This window comes from Mycobacterium sp. SMC-13 (assembly GCF_045311035.1).
Lineage (GTDB): Bacteria > Actinomycetota > Actinomycetes > Mycobacteriales > Mycobacteriaceae > Mycobacterium.
Genome location: NZ_JBJIAI010000009.1, coordinates 32,381 through 52,216, shown reverse-complemented (window position 1 = coordinate 52,216; position 19,836 = coordinate 32,381). Strand labels below are relative to the sequence as shown.

Below are 19,836 nucleotides of genomic sequence, written 5' to 3'. Positions count from 1 at the left end.
GACCAGGATGTTTCGGGTACTGACGGTGGCCGCAGCGATCGCCGGAACCGCCATCGGGCTGGCACCTTTCGCGAGCGCCGATCCGGCGCTGGGCGGCAGCGACGATCCCGGCCGCTACCCCACCGACGTCCCCGGCATGAACTACCAGGCCGTCAATGGCGCGCCGTGCGACAACCACGACATCTTCATCTTCGGACGCGGTCCGGGCGGCGCATCCATGGCCTGCCACTGGATTCCCAACCAGTGGCCGCCCGTCGACACCGGATTCTGGGGCTACTCCTATGCGATCCAGGGCGTCAAGGACATCGGTTCTCCGTGCCCGGGCCCGCAGACCGCGGCGCAGGCTCCTGACGGCCGACCGCTGCTGTGCCTGGGAGCGCAGGGCTGGCAGCCCGGCTTCAAGACCGGCGACGGGTTCTTCCCGAGCTGATCCCCACACTGCACCGCGAGCCGCTGGCCGGGTGTCGACATTCGTCACTGGCGGTAGTGCGCATTCAATTCGTTTGCAGCGCAGCATTTTCGCCTTCCATGGTTGTGGGTCACCGGTAGCCTCAAGTGCCGCGGTCGCTGACCGCCATCGCTGCCGACCGCCGTCGCTGCGATCCGCCGCGCTGCTGACCGTCATCGCCGCGACCCGCACCGCGCCCCGATCCCGCCTTCTGTTTCGGACCAGCCGACCGATTCGAACGGACGGCCGATATTCGCCCATAGGACATCGCCGGTGAGGCTGGGTTGCCGCATCGGGGCGTCGTATCAGGTTGCGGGACTGTCTGTTTCACCATCGGAATCTCCGCTCTCGGGCGGGTAGAGCGTGGGGTGGTGGTAGTGGTTGGTTCGTGGTTGGCCGACGTCGAGCAGGGGTGGTGGGGTCCATTGGGTGCGACCGTCGGGGCCCATGGTGGTGTGCCAGCCGCCGGTGTCGACCAGACGGTTGTCGCGGCCGCAGGCCAGGGTGAGGTTGGTGATGTCGGTGGGTCCGTCGTCGCGCCAGTTGGTGTTGACGTGATGAGCCTGCGAGCGCGAGGCGGGGGCGATGCAGTTGGGGCGGGTGCAGCCGTGGTCGCGGGCGAACAGCGCGAGGCGTTGGGCTGTACTGGCGGTTCTCGCTGCCCGGCCCAAGTAGAGCGGTTGGCCGGTGTGCTCATCGAACACCGCCAGGTAGTTGTCCGAGCCCTGGGCGGCCATCCGCACCAGATCCTTGACCGGGAGCTTGGTGCCGGTGTGGGTGAGCGCCATCCCGGCACGCTTTTCCAGGTCGGCGACGGTGCAGGTGGCGACCACCGCGACCGGGAACCCGTTGTGCACCCCGGAGGTCCCGGTGGCCAGCATCATCCGGCCCACGAATTTGAACGCGTCGTACTGCCGCTGCGCCACAGTCCTTGTGTCGTTGTCGATCTGCTCCTGCGTCGGGGTCCCGGAGAAGCAGGGTTCCGGATCGGCCGGGTTGCACATGCCCGGGGCGGCGTACTTGTCGAACAACACCTCCCAGTAAGCCCGCCCTTCCGGATCGAGTTGAGCGGTGACGTCGGTGCGCCCGTCAGGCCGCTGCTTACCCATCACGAACGACCGCTTCGGGTCCGGCTCATCGTCGTTGGGTTCGGGCCCATCCTGATCCAGCTTGTACAACAAATCCGCCGCGACTTTGCGGAGGTCTTCGGGGGTTTTGACCCGGGCATCGGCCACCAGATCCGTCTCGCACTGCAACAACGTGACCGGGTCGGCCGCCCACAACGGCACCTTGCCGAAAAACCAGGCGATCACCTGCACGTGCTCACTATTGATCGCACCCTCGGCCAACGCGGCGGCCACCAGTTCCCACACCGGACCCAACGCCTCGCCCGTGATCGCCGAGCGCGGACCCAAATTATCCGTGTCCCGCACCCTCCGGCGGGCCTCCTCCCGGCTGATCCGCAACCGCACATGCAACACCTCAGGCCAATCCTTGGCCCCGATCCCCTTGGCGGTGGCCTGGGTTTGTGCCGCGGCCAGGATCTGATGGTCGACCGCCTCGGCCGCGCACTTCAGGGTTTCGCGGCGGGACTGCAGCTCCAACAGGACTTTGATGGGCAACCCGCTGTAGTCCAGGCCGTTGACCGTGGCGATCGCATCCTCAAGCGCCGCGTAGGCGTTGAGGACAGTAGCGGAGTCGATGGCCATACTCGAACATTAGTTCGAATCACCGACAAGGCGCTGTGACGAATGGGCCACTAGTTACCTCCTGCAACCAGCGCTAACAAAGTGACCAAAGTTTTTTCGAGAGCGTCGCCGGTAAGGCAAGGAAACCCGGCCATCCAGCGCGGCACCCCATCCGGCAGCCTGGATCAGCCCAAGCTTTTCTCAAAATGACGCCGAATGGCAGCGAGCATCGCCGCGTGCGCCTTCTCCGCCTGCGCAGCAGTGAAAGCCATGAACGGAGAAGGTGCCTCTATATCCACTACCTCGGTGAGAGCGGTGCCTGCGCCGGCAGGCGCGAAGGTGACGGTGCCACTGAGCCGCACGGACGGAAATTGGCGCGCCTCGGTGTGCACGACGCCGTCGGGCGCGATCAGCACCGTGGCCCGGTAGGTCACGCGCAGACTCAACGGGCCGAATGGGATGCGATCCCGCACCCGATAGTCACGGCGGCGGCCCCGCACATCCTGCTGATCGGCCAGACAGTCCACCGCCACCACGAGCGGATGAACCAGCTTCATATTCGCCAGATCTGTATAGAAGGTGCGGACTTCGTCGGGCGTCCCCGGCACCTCTTCCCTGAGTTCGAACCGGGACCGCGACAGCCACATCGACCCACCGTAACTTGACCGTTTCAGATGGTCAGCCAGTATCCGCCGAATCGGCGGCATGAGCTGCCCGACAGGACGTCGAAACCGACGCAAAAGCCGCGCAGAGGCCGGTCACGCCGGTCTCGGAATTAGCTGGTCACGACCTCGCAACGACCGTCACGACCTTGCATTTGCGCAAAAGCTGTGTATGGCAGTATGTTTTGCGCATTCACCTGCGAAGACGTGAAATCGCTTCTGCCCCAAACGATGCGAATACACACCGATGTAACGCACACCACAGGATTCGCGAAACGTGATGGCAGACACAGTATTTTGACCGTCGCGATTTTCCGTTGCTAGCGTTCATCGCCATGTTTGCTATTGCGACCGCCTCGCTGCTGGCTTTGGTCAACCAGGTTTCGGGTACGCCGTACGTCTCCGGCGGAGACACGGCACGCGGCACTGACTGCTCCGGACTGGCCTCCTGGGTGGCCAACGCGGCCACCGGCCGCCCCATCTACGGCAACCGGTTCAACACCGGCAACGAAGAGGCCGCACTGCGGGCTCGTGGCTTCCTGCCCGGCACCGCGCCCGGCGCCCTGAACATCGGCTGGAACGGCGGCCACACGGCCGTGACGCTGCCGGACGGCACTCCGGTGTCCAGCGGTGAGGGCGGTGGCGTCCGCATCGGTGGCGGCGGCGCCTTCCAGCGCCAGTTCACCCACCACATGCACCTGCCGATGGCCCCGGGTGAGGACATCCCCGCCGACCTGCCTCTCGACGGCCCGCTGGACGCGCCCCTGGCGCCTCCGGCCGGCCCGGCCGACCTCCCGGCCCCGGAAATCATCGAGGCGGCCAACTTCGCGCCCGCTCCCGAGGCCCCGGCGCCGGCCCCCGAGGCGCCTGCCCCGGCTCCTGAGGGCCCGGAGATGCCCGTCTAACCGTTCGACGACCCCTCTGTTTCACAGTCAGGGCTGCCACCGCTCAGCGATGGCAGCCCTGACTGCTATCTGACGTATTCGGCAAGGTGGGTTCCGGTCAGGGTGTTCCCGGCCGCGACCAGGTCGGCCGGAGAACCCTCGAAGATGACCCGGCCGCCGTCGTGACCTGCGCCGGGACCCAGGTCGATGATCCAGTCGGCGTGCGCCATGACGGCCTGGTGATGTTCGATGACGATGACCGACTTGCCGCCGTCGACGATCCGGTCCAAGAGCGCGAGCAGTTGCTCGACGTCCGCCAGATGCAGGCCGGTGGTCGGCTCGTCGAGGATGTAGACGTCGCCCTTCTCCCCCATCTGCGTGGCGAGCTTGAGCCGTTGCCGCTCCCCGCCGGACAGTGTGGTCAGCGGCTGCCCGAGCGTGAGGTAGCCCAGCCCGACGTCCACCATCCGGGCGAGGATTTTCTGTGCGGCCGGCACCTTCGCGTCACCGTCGGAGAAGAACTGCTCGGCCTCGGCGACGGGCATGGCGAGCACTTCGGCGATGTTCTGCCCGCCCAGGGTGTATTCGAGCACCGAGGCGCCGAACCGCCGGCCTTCGCACTCTTCACAGCGCGACTCGACGGTCGCCATCACTCCCAGGTCGGTATAGATGACTCCGGCTCCGTTGCATGCCGGGCAGGCGCCTTCCGAATTCGAGCTGAACAGTGCGGGTTTGACGTCGTTGGCCTTGGCGAACGCCTTGCGGATGTGGTCGAGCAGTCCGGTGTAGGTGGCCGGGTTGCTGCGTCGCGATCCCCGGATCGGTGCCTGGTCGATGGTGACGACGCCGTCGCGCCCGGCCACCGAACCGTCGATCAGGGAGCTCTTGCCCGAGCCCGCCACGCCCGTGATCACGGCGAGCACGCCGAGCGGGATGTCCACGTCGACGTCCTGCAGATTGTTGGTGTTGGCACCGCGAATCTCCAACGCCCCGTTGGCTTCTCGCACCGACTCCTTCAGCGCCGCCCGGTCGTCGAGATGCCGTCCGGTGATACTGCCGCTACCGCGCAGCCCCTTCACCGGGCCTTCGTAAACCACCTGGCCGCCACCCGAGCCCGCCTCGGGACCGAGGTCCACCACGTGGTCGGCGATGGCAATCACTTCCGGCTTGTGTTCGACGACCAGCACGGTGTTTCCCTTGTCCCGCAGCTGAATCAGCAGCTCGTTCATGCGGGTGATGTCGTGCGGATGCAGTCCGATGGTCGGCTCGTCGAACACGTAGGTGACGTCGGTCAGGGCCGAGCCGAGGTGACGAATCATCTTGACCCGCTGCGCTTCTCCGCCGGAGAGTGTGCCGGCGGGCCGCGCCAGGGAGAGGTAGCCCAGCCCGATCGCGACAAACGAGTCGAGCGTGTGCCGCAACGTCGCCAACAGGGGCGCCACGCCGGCGCCGAGCCGCTTGTCGTCGGCCAGCGCCCCGACCCACTCCGCGAGGTCGGTGATCTGCATGGCGCAGGCCTCAGCGATGTTGACGCCCTTGATCTTTGACGAGCGAGCCAGCTCCGACAGCCTCGACCCCTCGCACTCGGGGCAAGTCGTGAACGTCACCGCCCGCTCGACGAACGCCCGGATATGGGGCTGCATCGCCTCGACGTCCTTGCTCAGGAACGACTTCTTGATCTGCGGGATCAGCCCCAGATAGGTGAGGTTGACGCCGTCGACCTTGATCTTGGTCGCCTCCTTGTGCAGCAGGGCGTCCAGCTCCTTCTTGGTGAACTTCTTGATCGGCTTGTCGGGGTCGAAGAAGCCGCAGCCGTTGAAGATTCGGCCGTACCAGCCGTCGATGCTGAAGCCGGGAATGGTGATGGCGCCCTCGTTGATCGACTTGCTGTCGTCATACAGCGCGGTGAGATCGATGTCGTTGACGGCGCCGCGACCCTCACACCGCAGACACATACCGCTCACGATGTTGAAGTCGCGACGCTCTTTGACGGTGCGTCCGGCGCGCTCCATGGTCACCGCACCCGCCCCGCTGATCGAGGCGACGTTGAACGAGAACGCCTGCGGCGAGCCGATATTCGGTTCGCCGATCCGGCTGAACAGGATCCGGAGCAGCGCACCGGTGTCGGTGGCGGTGCCGACCGTGGAACGTGGGTCGGAGCCCATCCGCTCCTGGTCGACGATGATCGCGGTCGTCAAACCCTCGAGCACGTCGACGTCGGGGCGGGCCTGCGACGGCATGAAGCCCTGGACGAAGGCGCTGTACGTCTCGTTGATCAGCCGCTGCGATTCGGCGGCAATCGTGTCGAACACCAGCGAACTCTTGCCGGAGCCCGACACCCCGGTGAACACCGTCAGCCGCCGCTTGGGGATCTCGACGCTGATGTCCTTGAGGTTGTTCTCGCGGGCACCGACCACGCGGATGAGGTCATGGCTGTCAGCGGCATGGGTTCTGCTGGGCATACCCACACGCTAACCGGGCCTTCAGCCGGGTCGCTTCTCGAATCCTGATCACTTCTCGCGAGCAGCCATAAAACTGTCGAAAATCACTGGGGTATCGACAGTTTTATCTCTGCTCGCGAGAACACCGCTACTTGCCGAAGCCCGCCTTGCGCAGGGCGTCGGCCATCGAGCCGGACGGCGCAGACTCGCGGCGGCCACCGCCGTTGCCGCGCTGCGGATTACGTCCGCGATCCTGGCCATTGCCGCGGTTCTGTCCGCCACCGTTACCGCCGCGGTTGCCGCCGTCGCGTCCGCGCGGCTGCCCGCCGCCGTCGCGCCGGGCTCCGCCGCCCTGCTCGGGCCGCTTGCCGTCGCGGGCGCGCTGCGGGTCGTCGTTGAGCCGCAGGCTCAGTCCGATGCGCTGCCGCTCGACATCGACCTCGAGCACCTTGACCTTGACGACCTGGCCGGACTTGACCACCTCGTGCGGGTCGGAGACGAAGCGGTCGGCCATCGCCGACACGTGCACCAGACCGTCCTGGTGCACGCCGACGTCCACGAAAGCGCCGAACGCGGCCACGTTTGTCACGACGCCCTCGAGCACCATGCCGACCTTGAGGTCGGACACCTTCTCGACGCCGGCCGCGAAGGTCGCGGTGGAGAACGCGGGGCGCGGGTCGCGGCCCGGCTTCTCCAGCTCTCCCAGGATGTCGGTCACGGTCGGGATGCCGAATCGTTCGTCGGCGAAGTCGCCCGGCTTGAGCGCGCGCAGCTTCCGCTCGTCACCGATGAGTTCGGCGAGGGTGACGCCGGCGCGGTCCAGGATGCGCCGCACCACCGGGTAGGCCTCCGGATGCACACCGGAGGCGTCCAGCGGGTCGTCGCCTTCCCGGATACGCAGGAAGCCGGCGCACTGCTCAAAAGCCTTGGGGCCCAGACGCGGAACGTCGAGCAGGCCGCTGCGGCTGCGGAACGGTCCGGTCTTGTCGCGGTACGACACGATCGACTCGGCCAGTGATTCGGTGACGCCGGAGACCTTGGCCAGCAGCGGCACCGAGGCCGTGTTGAGGTCGACACCGACCGCGTTCACGGCGTCCTCGACCACCGCGTCGAGGCTGCGGGCCAGCGTTCCGGGCGTCACGTCGTGCTGGTACTGCCCGACACCGATCGACTTCGGCTCGATCTTGACCAGTTCGGCGAGCGGGTCCTGCAGACGACGGGCGATCGAGACCGCGCCGCGCAGCGTCACGTCCAGGTCGGGCAGCTCGTGGGCGGCATAGGCCGATGCCGAGTACACCGAGGCGCCGGCCTCGCTGACGATCGCCTTGGTCGGCAGCCGCTTGGGACCGGACGCGCCCGCCGCTTTCAGGTCGGCGATGAGTTCGGTTGCCAGCGCATCGGTTTCGCGGGACGCGGTGCCGTTACCGATGGCGATCAGTTCGACGTTGTGCCGCGCGACGAGGGCGGCCAGCGTCGCCTTGGCGTCGTTCCACTTGTTCTGCGGCTGATGCGGGTAGATGGCGCAGGTGTCGACGACCTTGCCGGTGCCGTCCACCACCGCGACCTTCACACCGGTGCGGAACCCGGGATCGAGTCCCAGCGTGGCGCGGGTTCCGGCCGGCGCGGCCAGCAGCAGGTCCTTGAGGTTCTTGGCGAACACCGCGACGGCGTCCTCCTCGGCGCGCTGCCGCAGCCGGATCCGGGCGTCGACGGCCGCCGAGAACATCAGCTTGGTGCGCCAGGCCCAGCCGACCGTCGCCGTCAGCCACGGCGTGGCGGCGCCCCCGGCAGCCATGTCCACACCGAGCGACTGCGCGATCATGGCCTGGTACAGCGTCTCGTCGCCGCCGTCGAAGTTGAGCGACAGCGCCTCTTCCTTCTCACCTCGCAATACCGCCAGCACGCGGTGCGACGGCATGTCCTCGAGCGGCTCGGAGTACTCGAAGTAGTCGCGGAACTTCTGCGCGGCAGGGCTTTTCGCCGCCTCCTCCGACCACGGCTTGGTGGTCAGGGTGCCGTCGGACCAGAACTTCTCGCGCACGGCACCGACCAGTTCGGCGTCCTCGGACACCCGCTCCACCAGGATGTGGCGCGCGCCGTCGAGTGCGGCGGCGACGTCGGCCACCTCCTCACCCAGGAACTCGGCGGCCACGTCCTCGGGGTTGAGCGTGGGGTCGGCGAGCAGCCGGTCCGCCAGCGGCTCCAGGCCGGCCTCGCGGGCGATCTGCGCCTTGGTGCGGCGCTTGGGCTTGTACGGCAGGTAGATGTCTTCGACCCTGGACTTCGTCTCGGCGGCCAGCAGCGCCGCCTTCAGGTCGTCGGTGAGCTTGCCCTGTTCTTCGATCGAGGCCAGCACGGCGTCGCGCCGCTGATCCAGTTCGCGCAGATACCGGAGCCGCTCCTCGAGGGTGCGGAGCTGACCGTCGTCCAGGCTGCCGGTGACTTCCTTGCGGTACCGCGCGATGAACGGCACGGTCGCGCCTTCGTCCAGCAGCCGTACCGCGGCGTCGACCTGACCTTCGGCGACGGCCAACTCTTCGGCCAGGCGGGCGTTCACGGACTTGACGACAGACTTGACGCTCAAATTCACGGGCTGGACCCTACCCAATGCTGCCGACAGTCGTCGGCAGCGGCGAGTAAGTTTGCGCTATGCCTCAGCCGATCCCGACGCACCACGCCCCTGGGCGCACCCGGTAGCGCGACATGAATCCCGACGTGCGCACCCTGTGGATGGTCGTCTCCATGACCGCCCTGCTGTTCGGGTTGCTGCATGTCTGGGTGGGGGCCGGTAAGCGGCGACATCCGGCGGTCCAGCTGTGGGGCGCGGGCAATTTCCTGGGCGCCCTGGGGGCCGGGCTGCTGAGCGCCCGCGGGCTGGTGCCCGAGGTGTTGTCGGTGACGGTGTCCAACGTCCTGATCGTCACGTGCTGGTCGTTGATCTGGGGTGGTCTGTGCGCCTTCAACGGCCAGCCGGTCCGCGGCCGGGTGATGGCTGCCGGTCCGCTGGTGGTGCTGGCCGCGTTCGAGTTGATACCGCCGTTCAACGTCAGCATCCCGGCCCGGGTGTCTCTGACGGCTCTCGTGCTGGCCGGATATTTCACGCTCAGCGTCGTCGACGGCATCAAAGCCCAGCGTGTCGAGCGCCTGGCGTCGCGGCGCATCCTGATCGGCCTGTACGTCGTCGCGGCCGCGGCGACCGTCGCGCGCTCGGTCAGCCTCCATCTGGACGCCGGCGCGGTGCAGTTCGCCACCACCAGCGCGGCCGTGTCGGTGCCGATGCTCTTCTTCGCTTTCGCCGTGATGGCCATCAACCTGTGCCTGTCGCTGATGGGTTGGGAGCGGCTCGAGGATCAATTGGCCGACGCGGCGATGCTCGACTCTCTCACCAGGACGCTGAACCGCGCGGGCTTCATGATCCAGGCGCAGCGGCTGGCCGAGGAATGCGTCGCGCGCCAGTTGCGGTGCTCGGTCATCGTGATGGATCTGGATGAGTTCAAGGCCGTCAACGACGTCTTCGGGCACGAGGCCGGCGACCGGCTGCTGACCGAGTTCGCATGCGTGGCACGGTCGAATCTGCGCAGCGGCGACCTGTTGGCCCGGATCGGCGGCGAGGAATTCTGCGCGATGCTGCCGGGTGTCGACGAAAGTCAGGCGGCCGTCATCGCCGACCGGCTCCGGGTGGCGTTCGCCGCCGCCACGTTCAGCCACAATGACGCGGTGCTCGCCGGAACGGTGAGCATCGGGGTATCGCAGCTCGGGCACAAGGCGGGGTTGCGGTCGGCGATCCGCCGCGCCGACGTGGCGATGTACGAAGCGAAGAGCCGGGGCCGCGACCGCGTGATCCGCGCCTCCGCGGCGGGCAGGGACTGAGCTCTCGACTCAGTACGTCCCGCAGTTCGGCGACGTGGGCTCACCGTTGAAGCGCGCCGCGATCCATTGCATGGCCGGCTCGCCGTCGACCAGCATCGGCAGGGCATGGTTGATCACCAGTTTGTTCAGGAACGGGGGCTCCTCGTTGGTGCGGAACTCGACATCGGCCCCCTTGTCGCACCAGTCCCGCCCGAGCTGGTTGGCCGCGGTCCACGGCACGAGCGGGTCGTAGCGGTTGCTGTTGATGAGGACCGGAGCGTTGGGCTTGTACTTGCCGAGCTTCTGCATGTCGAACAGCGTCTTGAAGGGCTCTTCCTCGACCAGCACGTTGATGTCCTCGGTGAAGTACGGCTGCAGATGCCGGAACATGAAGTCGACGATGGTCTGAGCGACACACTGCCGTGAGACGCTCTCGAGCATGTCCTTGCCGCGCTGGGTGAGCTTGGAGCGGATCAGGTCGGCGAACTCGGGGTAGGCGTAGATTTCGCCGTTGAGCGCGTAACCGACCACGCCGACCAGCGCGCTGCCGTCGGTGTACGGGAACAGTTCCTTGAGATCGGCCACTGGCGCCCCGGCGTACGTGCCGACGACGTGCAGTTCAGGCGCGTAGGACGACGCCAGCTCGGCCGCCGACGCCGCCGCGCCTCCGCCTTGCGAGTAGCCCCAGAAAGCAACGGGCCCATCGGGATCCAGCGAGGTGCCCGGCAGCTTCTTGGCGGCACGCGTGGCGTCGAGCACCGCGGCGGCCTCGGCGACGCGGTTGACGTACGTGTGCATCCCGGGAGTACCGAGGCCCTCGTAGTCGGTCATCACGATCGCGAATCCGCGCGCGACCATCGTGGCGATGAACGCCTCTTCGTAGTTGACCATGATGTCCCAGCCACCCGAGTAATGGATGCCCTGGTTGAACTGGCGCGACGGTGCGCACTGGTTGCCCTGGCCCTGCGTACCGACCGCGTAGCTGATCAGTGGCCGCGGCCCCTTGCCCGGCCAGTCGTTGTACGGCTCGAAGTAGGTACCGGTCACGGCGACCGGGTTTCCGCGGGCATCGGTGCTGCGGTACATGATTCGCGTGCCGGTGGCCATGATGGCGCCGAGCTGGCCGGACGGTTCGAGCACCAGGCGCGACGGTTCGGTGCGGATCAGGTCCCCGGGGCGGCCGGGCGGCAGCGGGTCCGGGGGTAGATAGAACTCGGCGTACTGCGGCTCGTCGCCGTCCGCGTGGGCTGCGGGCACTCCCGCGAGCACTGAACCGATGAGCAGACACGCTGCCAGAACGCCCCCGAAACGATGCATAACGGGACAATAACAATGGGAATCTCGTACACGAAATGAGAAGTACCTGAAATCAAGAATTCAATTCTTGACAGACGTCGAGTGACAGGCCGCACAGACATTACCTGGAAGCGATCCACGAAGTCGGCGAGCCCGATGTGTCCGCCACGGCATATCGCGGGCGATTCCGCGTGACATCACACCTGCGAGAACGCCGCTATCGGAGTTTCTGCCCCGGCGCGCTGATTTACTGGCCATCGTTACTTCGACCCCGGAGATGAGCAGCAATGGACGACGAGACGACGGCCGCCCCCGACGCAGCGGACAGCCCGCCGGTGATCACCGCGCAGGGGCTCGCTGTCATCGGCGAGCACGGCCCGCTCTTCTCTGATGTCGACCTGGAGTTGCGGCCGGGATTCCACGCCATTCAGATGCCGGGCGGTCCGGCGCAGCACACGCTCCTGCTGTCGCTGGCAGGCCGGCTCAAGCCGACGCGCGGCACCGTCACCGTCAATGGCGCGACGGGGCCCCGCGGCATCCGGAAGCACTGTGCTATCGCCGCGTTCGCCGACATCGACGACCTGGAAGACATGGTGACGGTCCAGACGGTCATCACCGAGCAGCGCCGCTGGGTGTCGCCGTTCCCGGCCTGGGTTCCGGTCCAGTCGGACGTCCCGGAGATGACGGCGGTCTTCGGCGACGACCTTCCGCTGCTGTCGCCAAAGAGCTTCATCATCGAGCTGTCCGATCTCGAGCTCTTTCTGCTGCGCATCACCCTGGCCCTGATGTCCGACCGGCCGGTGCTGATCGTCGGCGACCTCGAGCAGGTCCGCGACAACGAACGCCGTGCCCTCGCGGTACAGCGGCTCGGCGCCCTCGCCGAGCACCGCACCGTCGTCGTCGGAGTGACCAACCCGCTGGGCGAGGACGCCCCCGACCACGTTCTGCATGACCGCCGCATGCTGACCGGAAAGGCCTGACCATGCTTGCTGGACTCGCATTCGGCTCGGAGATCAAGCGATTCGGCCGCAGCCGCATGACGCGCGCCGCGATCGTGGTGCTGATGCTGCTGCCGCTGGTGTACGGCGCGCTGTACCTGTGGGCGTTCTGGGACCCGTTCGGCCAGGTCAACAAGATGCCAGTGGCCCTGGTGAACGCCGACCGCGGTGCCGTCGTCGAGGGCGTCCACGTCAACGCGGGCGACGAGATCGCCCGGAGCCTGACCGCGGACCACAGCCTCGACTGGCATGTGGTGAGCGAAAAGGAGGCGCGCGACGGCGTCGAGCACGGCAAGTTCTACTTCATGCTGGAGCTGCCGGAGAACTTCAGCGAGGCCATTGCCTCGCCCGTCAGCGGCGATCCCCAGAAGGCCCAGCTGATCGCGGTGTACAACGACGCCAACAACTACATCTCCTCGACCATCGGCCGCACGGCCACCAGCCAGGTGCTCAACGCGGTGTCGACGCGCATCTCCGGCCAGGCGGTGAATCAGATTCTGTCCGTGGTGGTTTCGTCCGGAGCCGGCATCAAGCAGGCCGCCGACGGAGCGCAGAAGCTGGCCGACGGCGCAGCGCAGGTGGACGCCGGCGCGGGCAAGCTGGTCGGCGGCCTCGACGACGCCCGGAACGGCTCGGCCAAGCTGTCGGCCGGCGCCAAACAACTCTCCGCGGGGATCAACCAGGCCACCGATCCGCTGCTGAAAGTGACCAAGGCCCTGTCGCAGGTCGGCGGGAGCACCGAGCAGTTGCAGCAGAGCGCGACGGCGCTGGAGCAGGCCGCCGATCAGGCCGGCGCGCTCGCCACCGCGCAGGACACCGCGGCAGCAGCGATCGGTTCGGTGATCCAACAACTTTCGGTGAACCAGGACCCGGTTTCGGTCGGCGCGGTCAACACCCTGCGCGGCGTCCAGGACCAGCTGAACGGCCACCAGTTCACGCCACAGATCCGCCAGCAGATCACCGATGGACGCAATGCCGCGATCTCGATGACCGAGAACCTGCGGTCCCCCGGCAGCCCGCTGCGGACTGCTCTCGATCAGGTGGGCGGCACCGGCCAGCAGCTCACCGACAAACTGAACCAGTTGCGTAACGGCGCCCAGCAGTTGGCCACCGGCAACGCGCAATTGGCAAGCGGCATCGTGCAACTCGATGACGGGGCGCGCCAGTTGAAGTCGGGCACCGTCCAGCTCAAGGACGGCAACCACGAACTGGCCACCAAGCTGGCCGACGGCGCCAAGCAGGTGCCGACGTGGACCGAGCAGCAGAAGCAGGCCATCGCCGACACCATCGGCGGTCCGGTGAACCTGGAGTCCTCACACGAGAACGGTGCCCCCAACTTCGCCACCGGCATGGCCCCGTTCTTCCTGACGCTGGCCCTGTTCTTCGGTGCGCTCGTCCTGTGGATGGTGTTGCGGCCCTTGCAGAACCGCCCGATCGCCGCTGAGGTGCTGGCCATTCGCGTGGTGTTCGCCAGCTATCTGCCCGCGGCGGTCCTCGCACTGGGCCAGTCGATCATCCTGTACTGCGTGGTGCGGTTCGCCCTCGGCATGCAGGTGGCGCATCCGGTGGCGATGCTCGGCTTCATGATGCTGATCTCGCTGGCCTTCGTCGCCGCGACGCAGGCCATCAACGCACTGGTCGGGCCGGCGGTCGGCCGCGTGCTGATCATGGCGCTGCTGATGCTGCAGATGGTCAGCGCCGGCGGCATGTACCCGGTCGAGACGACGTCCAGGCCGTTCCAGGTGATGCACAAGTTCGATCCGATGACGTTCGGCGTCAACGGACTTCGCCAGCTGATCCTCGGCGGCATCGACGGCCGGCTGTGGCAGGCCATCATCGTGTTGGTGTGCATCTGGCTCGGCGCACTGGGCATTTCCAGCCTGTGCGCCCGCCGCAACCGGACCTGGAACCTGATCCGGCTCTTGCCTGCCATCAAGATGTAGCGGCTTCTACCCCAGGCTGACGGTGCCGTCCGGGTTGATGCGCCAGTTCGGGTTGTGCGCGATCTCCCAGATCACGCCGTTCGGATCCTGGACGTGCGTGTGGAACACGCCACCGAACTGACCGGGTTGCGGCGGCTTGAGTGTGGTGCCGCCCGCGGCGGTCATGGCGTTCGCCAGCTCGACGACTGCGTCCGGGCTGTCGACGTTGTGCGCCAACGTGATTCCGCTGACCTGCGAATGGTCGGCAGCCTGCGCGAGGTCGGCATTGAACTTCTCCGCGAGGAAGAATCCGAGCAGCTGGCCCGGCGCCGTCTGGTAGAAGATGATCTCCCCCGGCACATCGAGCGCCGGGGTCCACCCGAGCGCGCCGTAGAACTGCCGGGTGGCGTCGAGATCGACCGTGGCCAGGGTGAAGAAGTGCACTTGCTGCTTCATGGCCCCAGGCTACGTAGGCCCACCGACACTGCTCACGCGGCGCGACTAGAGCAAACCCGCACCGGCGACCAGGAGCGCGATGACCTTGATCATCTCGAGCGCGACATAGGCGTAGTGACCGCGGGAGCGCGGACCTTCGCGGCCGGCGAGCACCTCGTCCGACCGGCGATTGAGCCCGGGCCGGACAGCGACCAGCTGCACGACCAATGCCCCCACGGCCACGGCGAGCGCGACCATGACGGTGACCGACGGCCGATTCATCAAGGCTGCGAGCACGATTGCCGCGGCGAACACCAGCTCGACGGTGTTCAGCGCGCGGAACACCAGGCGCCCGATGCCGAGACCGATCGGAAGGGTGACGTTCGGCGCGCGGAATTTGAGCGGCGCCTCCAGGAAGGAGATGGCGAGCACCATCCCCAACCAGACGAAGGTGATGGCGACCTGGATCGCAGTCGGTGTACTCATCAGCGGCGAGGTTAGACGGCCAGCGGGCTGAACGCTTCGAACCAGATGCGGTCACGCGCCACACCGGCGGTCCCGAGCTGCCGGACCACCTCTGCCATGAAGGGCGCCGGACCGCAGATGTAGACGTTGACATCCGGCGGAAATGCGATGGCGCTCAAGTCGATTCGGCCATGCCGGTCCGGTTCGGTGAGCGGATAGCCGTCGGGCAGCCCGTCGTACCAGGTGTGCAGTGCAGCGCCGGGAATCCGCGCGACCAGATCGGCCAGTTCCGCACGGTGGGCGTGACTGGCGCGGGTGCGGTCGCAGTGCACGACGGTCACGGGCCGTTGCGGCTGCTCGGCCGCGATGAAATACAGCATCCCCAGCACCGGCGTGATCCCGATGCCCGCCGAGATCAGCAACAGCGGCGTCTCGGCCGGACTGTCCAGCGTGATGTCACCGAAGGGGTGCGACACCTGCAGCACGTCACCTTCGAAAACGTACTCGTGCAGGTGCGACGACACTGCGCCGTCGCGGCGCACCGAGATGCGCCACCGATCCTCGGCACCGGCGTGCGACAGGCTGTACTGACGAATCTGGCGCGCGCCGTCGGGCAGCTGCACCGCCACCGAAACGTACTGTCCCGGAGCGAAATCGGGCAACTTGACACCATCGGCGGCAGCCAGTCCGAAGGCCACGGTGAGTGGCGACTGCTGCACCCGTTCGACCACCCGAACCGGCATCCAGACGTGTTCCGGACTGGTGCCGGCCGCCTCGTACAACTCCCGTTCACGGCCGATCAGCAGGTCCGCCATCGACCAGTAGACCGCCGTCCACGCCTCGGCGACATCGGCAGTGACGACATCGGCACCGAGCACCTCGACGATCGCCGCGAACAGGTGTTCATAGACCACCGGGTACTGGTCCGGCGCCACGCCGAGGGACGCGTGCTTGTGTGCGATGCGCTCGATGACGTCCGCCCCGGGGGCGTCAGGGTCCACGAGCAGCGTGGCGTACATCGCGACGGACCCCGCCAATGCCTTCTGCTGCGACCCGTTCGCCTGATTGCCGCGGTTGAACAGGTCGCGCTCCAACTCCGGATGCGCCGCGAACAGGCGACGGTAGAAGACCGGGGTGATCTCGCCGATCGCACCGCCGACCACAGGCAACGTGGCTTTGACAACCTCGGCGTGGGCCGGCGACAACGTGGACGTGGACAACATGGCAGAACCTCTCACTTCGTCGTGAATGTGTCGGCGCCACCCGGATCGAGATTCGTCGATGCCGGTCCGCCGCCTGCCAGCAGGCTATTTAAATAAGCATGATCGATGCAAGTATTACGCCGCGTGACCTACGACACCATGTAGTAACCACCTGTCCGCAGCCGGGACGACCGATCCCGCGAATCCGGCAGCCAGAGGTTTGACTCCACCGTCAGACGGCAATGAACGAGATATGTTCACTGACAAAATGATTCCCCTGTTGGCGGCCGGAGCGTTCGCAGCGGCCGGCGTGGCCGCCTCGTTCGTGTCAGCCGATATCGTGCCGAGCACCGTCGGCGCCCACCCCGTGCTGACCAGCTACCCGCTGCAGCCCGTCGATGATCCCGGCCCCGGCCCGGGCGGTGGCGGTTGTGTCAACGGCCAGTGTGGTTCCGGTGGCGTGAATGGTGGTCCCGGAGGCGGCCCGGGAGGTGCCGGCTGCGTACCGACCCAATGGGGCACGGCGTGCGGTTCCGGCGGCACGAATGCCGGTCCGGGCGGAGTCCCCGGTGGTAGCGGCTGCATTCCCGGAGTGGGCTGCGGCGGCGGGCACGGCTAATCGTCGGTGAGCCCGGTTTCCGCGACCAACAGACGCTCGACGACGCTGGTGCTCTCGGGCGAAAGCCCTTGGTGCATCAGCGCGTCGAGTGGTTGAGCGATTGGGCGGCCACGGTCGCCGTCAGGTCTGCGCGACCTGCATGCGAATGTCCCGCAGCGTCCGCTCCAGGATGCGCGAGACGTGCATCTGCGAGACGCCGATCGTCTCTGCGATCTGGCGCTGGGTCTTGGATTTGAAGAACCTCAGGTAGAGAATCCGCTGTTCACGCACCGGCAGGGACTGCAGCACCGGTTTGACCGATTCGCGGTCGGTGATGCGCTCGAAACCTTCGTCGACGTCACCGAGCAGATCGGACAGCGATTGTGGATTGTCCTCGTTGTCGACGACGGGCGTGTCGAGTGATTGCGGTTGATAAGCATTGGCCGCCAGGAGGCTTTCCGTGATCTGTTCCGGCGCAACGGACAATGCCTCCGCCAGTTCGCTGATTGTCGGCGTGCGCCCCAACCGCTGCGTCAATTCCGTTGTCACGCCCTTGATTTGCTGGCGGATGTCTCGAATGCTCCTCGGGACGTGGACTTTCCAGCCGTAGTCACGGAAATGGCGGCGCAACTCCCCCATGATGGTCGGGACGGCGAACGCCACGAACCCGGCACCGTTGTCCGGATCGAAGCGGTTGATCGCTTGGATCAGTCCGAGTCGCGCAACTTGGACCAGGTCGTCGAGGTTCTCTCCCCTGCCGTCGAAATGGCGGGCCAGCCGGTCCGCCAACGGGCAGCACCGCAACACGATTTGTTCGCGTTGCCGAGCGAATTCGTCGGATTCGGCCGGAAGGGTGCGTAGCTCCGCCACCAATCCCGGTACGTCCGCATACTCGTCGGCGTAGCGGTCTCCTTCAGGTAAACGCTTCTCCAGCAACGAAGTTGACATGACGTGCCTTCCCCAGGCCCACAACACGCATCGGGAGATTCGGCTCCCTGAGTATCGACTCGGCGCCGTGGCATGCGTGTTGTTTCCACCAGTGAGGTGGACCGGCAATCTGCCGTCGCCGATCGCCACCTACGGCACCCAGCACAGCCGTGCCCTCATCTGGACCGCGGCTGCATACCGGACAGGTAGCTCTCAGCTGCTGTCGCTTCGGTCTAAGCAACTGCGCCATCTTGACGCTGTACCCGACCTTACCGCCGAACGCATCGGGGCACCACCGCGACGCTGCGCCGACCGGCCATCACAGCTGGTCAGGCGGCAAAAAACATTTCTGCGAGAACAGGTTTGGCCGAGAATGGCCCAGGGTATGCACCCCGTCGGCGTGAGCAGCACTTGAAAACCCCAACAGGAACGGCTCTTTTCGATGGCGGTGTGTATTACCTGCGGAACGGATTGCGACGAGTCGTTCACGGTCAATTGGAACGGACGCAGCGCGAGCTTCGACTGCATCGAATGTATGGCCACGATGGTGGCCCCGATGTGCCGCCACTGCGGATGCCGAATACTGGGCCACGGGTTGCGACTCGACGGCCGCCAGTATTGCTGCGACCATTGCGCGCAGGCCGGCGAACACTCGGCCCGGCCGGCGGCGAACACCGACCGCTGGCAATTCGGATAGCGGTCTCCCGGCCCAGCCCGGACGAGTGACGCCACTGATGGTTTAGACCGACGGTTCCCGGGGTAAACGGGCCGTATTCGTCGACCGCAATGGAGCGATCCGACCGGTGAGCCGAAGATCGGTGGGTTCAGTCATGAAGACCATCACGTGTTGTATCGCCGCGGCGGTGCCGCTGACCTCCCTGTTGCTGGCCGTACCGGCCGGGAGCGTTCCAGCGCCTGCGCAACCCTGCCCCGATATTCAAGTGATTTTCGCGCGGGGCACGATGGAACCACCGGGCGTGGGCAAGGCCGGTCAGGCCTTCGTCGACGCACTGACCGCACGGGCTGCGGGCCGGACCGTCGATGTGGCCCCCGTGGACTACCCGGCGTCGCTCGATTTCGCGACCGCCGCGGACGGGGTCGTCGACGCGACGAACAGGGTCCAGAGCACAGCATCAGTCTGTCCCACCACCAAGATCGTGCTGGGCGGGTATTCCCAGGGCGCGGCGGTGGCCGCGTACATCACCGAGGACGCCGTCCCCGCCGGCGTCACCCTGCCGATGGGCATCACGGGACCGATGCCGGCATTCGTGGCAGACCATGTTGCCGCGGTCGTACTGTTCGGCAAGCCCTCGTCCGGTTTCCTGCAGATGGTCTACACGGGCGCGCCTCCGATCACGGTCGGCTCGCGTTATGTGTCTAAGACCCTCGACCTGTGCATCGCCGATGACCCGGTGTGCTCGACGGGCGGCGGCGACAATGCCGCCCATGTGGCGTACTCCGACAACGGAATGGCCGACCAGGCAGCACAATTCGTCATGAACAAGCTCGGCCGCTCCCCTGCACAACCCCGCGTCGAGCAGGCCGCGCCGCGCTGATCAGCGGCCGGTCAGCAGCGGAAACTCCTCGGCTTCGACGCGCTGCGTGTGGTCTTCTGCGGCCTGTTGTAAGTCGGTCAGGGCGCTCTCGAATTCTGCCGAGGCCGGGTCCAGCCGGGCCATGCGGTCCAGCCGCTGCTTGGTGTCGTCCGTCTCGCCGCGCAACGACTCGACCACCAGCCCGCGCCGCACCCTCGGGTGAACCAGTAGTTCCTCGCTCACTTCCTGCGCGGTGAGCGCCGCGCGCAGCTCCGCGAAGTGCCGCCGGCGCGCAGCGGTGTCGGCCGCGTGCAACGTCTTGCTGAACAGCTCGCGTGCCATGAGGTGCCGGGCCTTGACGTAGTCGATGACGGCATCGGTGGCAGTCGTCGATGCAGGTGTCATGAAAATCCCCTCCAAGGTCGTTCCGGCCGGTGTTCCAGCTTCTGCTACCCAATTCGCGGCGAAGTAAACCCACCAATTGCG

General features: G+C 66.7%; 18 protein-coding genes. 8 read left to right on the top strand and 10 right to left on the bottom strand.

Going from position 1 to position 19,836, the window contains the following annotated elements; genetic code table 11:
- Positions 1 to 7: 7 nt before the first annotated feature.
- On the top strand, positions 8 to 430 hold the full coding sequence (locus ACJH6I_RS15025) for a hypothetical protein (RefSeq protein WP_212814341.1): 423 nt from the start codon (positions 8 to 10) through the stop codon (positions 428 to 430).
- A gap of 323 nt (positions 431 to 753) precedes the next feature.
- On the opposite strand, the gene ACJH6I_RS15020 is transcribed toward ACJH6I_RS15025, so the two are convergent.
- Both ACJH6I_RS15020 and ACJH6I_RS15015 read right to left on the bottom strand, forming a co-directional pair.
- Positions 754 to 2,157 (bottom strand): DUF222 domain-containing protein, encoded by a 1,404-nt coding sequence (locus ACJH6I_RS15020; RefSeq protein ID WP_318984943.1) that lies wholly within the window; start codon positions 2,155 to 2,157, stop codon positions 754 to 756.
- 164 nt (positions 2,158 to 2,321) lie between these two features.
- On the bottom strand, positions 2,322 to 2,783 hold the full coding sequence (locus tag ACJH6I_RS15015; protein ID WP_212814335.1) for an SRPBCC family protein: 462 nt from the start codon (positions 2,781 to 2,783) through the stop codon (positions 2,322 to 2,324).
- A 350-nt stretch (positions 2,784 to 3,133) separates the two neighbouring features.
- Between ACJH6I_RS15015 and ACJH6I_RS15010 the strand changes: the two genes are divergently transcribed.
- The gene (locus ACJH6I_RS15010) at positions 3,134 to 3,703 is read left to right on the top strand and encodes a peptidoglycan endopeptidase (RefSeq protein ID WP_318984942.1); all 570 of its coding nucleotides are present in this window, start codon (positions 3,134 to 3,136) and stop codon (positions 3,701 to 3,703) included.
- Between the two features lie 65 nt (positions 3,704 to 3,768).
- On the opposite strand, the gene ACJH6I_RS15005 is transcribed toward ACJH6I_RS15010, so the two are convergent.
- Together ACJH6I_RS15005 and ACJH6I_RS15000 are read right to left on the bottom strand one after the other, a co-directional pair.
- Entirely contained in the window at positions 3,769 to 6,144 is a 2,376-nt protein-coding gene (locus ACJH6I_RS15005) for an excinuclease ABC subunit UvrA (RefSeq protein ID WP_318984941.1), read from the bottom strand.
- A gap of 127 nt (positions 6,145 to 6,271) precedes the next feature.
- Positions 6,272 to 8,713 carry a Tex family protein gene (locus tag ACJH6I_RS15000; RefSeq protein WP_318984940.1) on the bottom strand — a complete coding sequence of 814 codons (2,442 nt, stop codon included), beginning with the start codon at positions 8,711 to 8,713 and terminating at the stop codon, positions 6,272 to 6,274.
- A 113-nt stretch (positions 8,714 to 8,826) separates the two neighbouring features.
- Here ACJH6I_RS15000 and ACJH6I_RS14995 point away from each other — a divergent pair, with 113 nt between their 5' ends.
- Positions 8,827 to 9,993, top strand: coding sequence for a GGDEF domain-containing protein (locus ACJH6I_RS14995; RefSeq protein ID WP_318984939.1), 1,167 nt, complete (start codon positions 8,827 to 8,829; stop codon positions 9,991 to 9,993).
- Between the two features lie 9 nt (positions 9,994 to 10,002).
- Here ACJH6I_RS14995 and ACJH6I_RS14990 read toward each other — a convergent pair whose 3' ends face one another.
- Positions 10,003 to 11,289 (bottom strand): lipase family protein, encoded by a 1,287-nt coding sequence (locus ACJH6I_RS14990; RefSeq protein ID WP_318984938.1) that lies wholly within the window; start codon positions 11,287 to 11,289, stop codon positions 10,003 to 10,005.
- A 266-nt stretch (positions 11,290 to 11,555) separates the two neighbouring features.
- Here ACJH6I_RS14990 and ACJH6I_RS14985 point away from each other — a divergent pair, with 266 nt between their 5' ends.
- Together ACJH6I_RS14985 and ACJH6I_RS14980 are read left to right on the top strand one after the other, a co-directional pair.
- On the top strand, positions 11,556 to 12,248 hold the full coding sequence (locus ACJH6I_RS14985; RefSeq protein WP_318984937.1) for a hypothetical protein: 693 nt from the start codon (positions 11,556 to 11,558) through the stop codon (positions 12,246 to 12,248).
- Positions 12,249 to 12,250: 2 nt separating this feature from the next.
- Positions 12,251 to 14,209: a YhgE/Pip domain-containing protein gene (locus ACJH6I_RS14980; RefSeq protein WP_318984936.1), complete on the top strand. Its 1,959-nt coding sequence runs from the start codon at positions 12,251 to 12,253 to the stop codon at positions 14,207 to 14,209.
- A gap of 6 nt (positions 14,210 to 14,215) precedes the next feature.
- On the opposite strand, the gene ACJH6I_RS14975 is transcribed toward ACJH6I_RS14980, so the two are convergent.
- The 3 genes from ACJH6I_RS14975 to ACJH6I_RS14965 are packed head-to-tail and all read right to left on the bottom strand — an operon-like array spanning position 14,216 to position 16,311.
- The gene (locus ACJH6I_RS14975) at positions 14,216 to 14,644 is read right to left on the bottom strand and encodes a VOC family protein (RefSeq protein WP_318984935.1); all 429 of its coding nucleotides are present in this window, start codon (positions 14,642 to 14,644) and stop codon (positions 14,216 to 14,218) included.
- Positions 14,645 to 14,689: 45 nt separating this feature from the next.
- Entirely contained in the window at positions 14,690 to 15,109 is a 420-nt protein-coding gene (locus ACJH6I_RS14970; RefSeq protein WP_318984934.1) for a hypothetical protein, read from the bottom strand.
- Positions 15,110 to 15,120: 11 nt separating this feature from the next.
- Positions 15,121 to 16,311 (bottom strand): globin domain-containing protein, encoded by a 1,191-nt coding sequence (locus tag ACJH6I_RS14965; protein ID WP_406784244.1) that lies wholly within the window; start codon positions 16,309 to 16,311, stop codon positions 15,121 to 15,123.
- Positions 16,312 to 16,558: 247 nt separating this feature from the next.
- On the opposite strand from ACJH6I_RS14965, the gene ACJH6I_RS14960 reads away from it, so the two are divergent.
- Complete coding sequence (locus tag ACJH6I_RS14960; RefSeq protein WP_212814784.1) at positions 16,559 to 16,909, top strand: PE-PGRS family protein; 351 nt, start codon at positions 16,559 to 16,561, stop codon at positions 16,907 to 16,909.
- 120 nt (positions 16,910 to 17,029) lie between these two features.
- On the opposite strand, the gene ACJH6I_RS14955 is transcribed toward ACJH6I_RS14960, so the two are convergent.
- Positions 17,030 to 17,836: a SigB/SigF/SigG family RNA polymerase sigma factor gene (locus ACJH6I_RS14955; protein WP_406784276.1), complete on the bottom strand. Its 807-nt coding sequence runs from the start codon at positions 17,834 to 17,836 to the stop codon at positions 17,030 to 17,032.
- Between the two features lie 421 nt (positions 17,837 to 18,257).
- On the opposite strand from ACJH6I_RS14955, the gene ACJH6I_RS14950 reads away from it, so the two are divergent.
- Complete coding sequence (locus tag ACJH6I_RS14950; RefSeq protein WP_318984931.1) at positions 18,258 to 18,512, top strand: hypothetical protein; 255 nt, start codon at positions 18,258 to 18,260, stop codon at positions 18,510 to 18,512.
- Between the two features lie 133 nt (positions 18,513 to 18,645).
- Complete coding sequence (locus ACJH6I_RS14945; RefSeq protein WP_318984930.1) at positions 18,646 to 19,371, top strand: cutinase family protein; 726 nt, start codon at positions 18,646 to 18,648, stop codon at positions 19,369 to 19,371.
- On the opposite strand, the gene ACJH6I_RS14940 is transcribed toward ACJH6I_RS14945, so the two are convergent.
- Positions 19,372 to 19,755, bottom strand: a complete 384-nt coding sequence (locus ACJH6I_RS14940; RefSeq protein ID WP_318984929.1) for a hemerythrin domain-containing protein — start codon at positions 19,753 to 19,755, stop codon at positions 19,372 to 19,374. It lies immediately after the preceding gene.
- Positions 19,756 to 19,836: the final 81 nt, after the last annotated feature.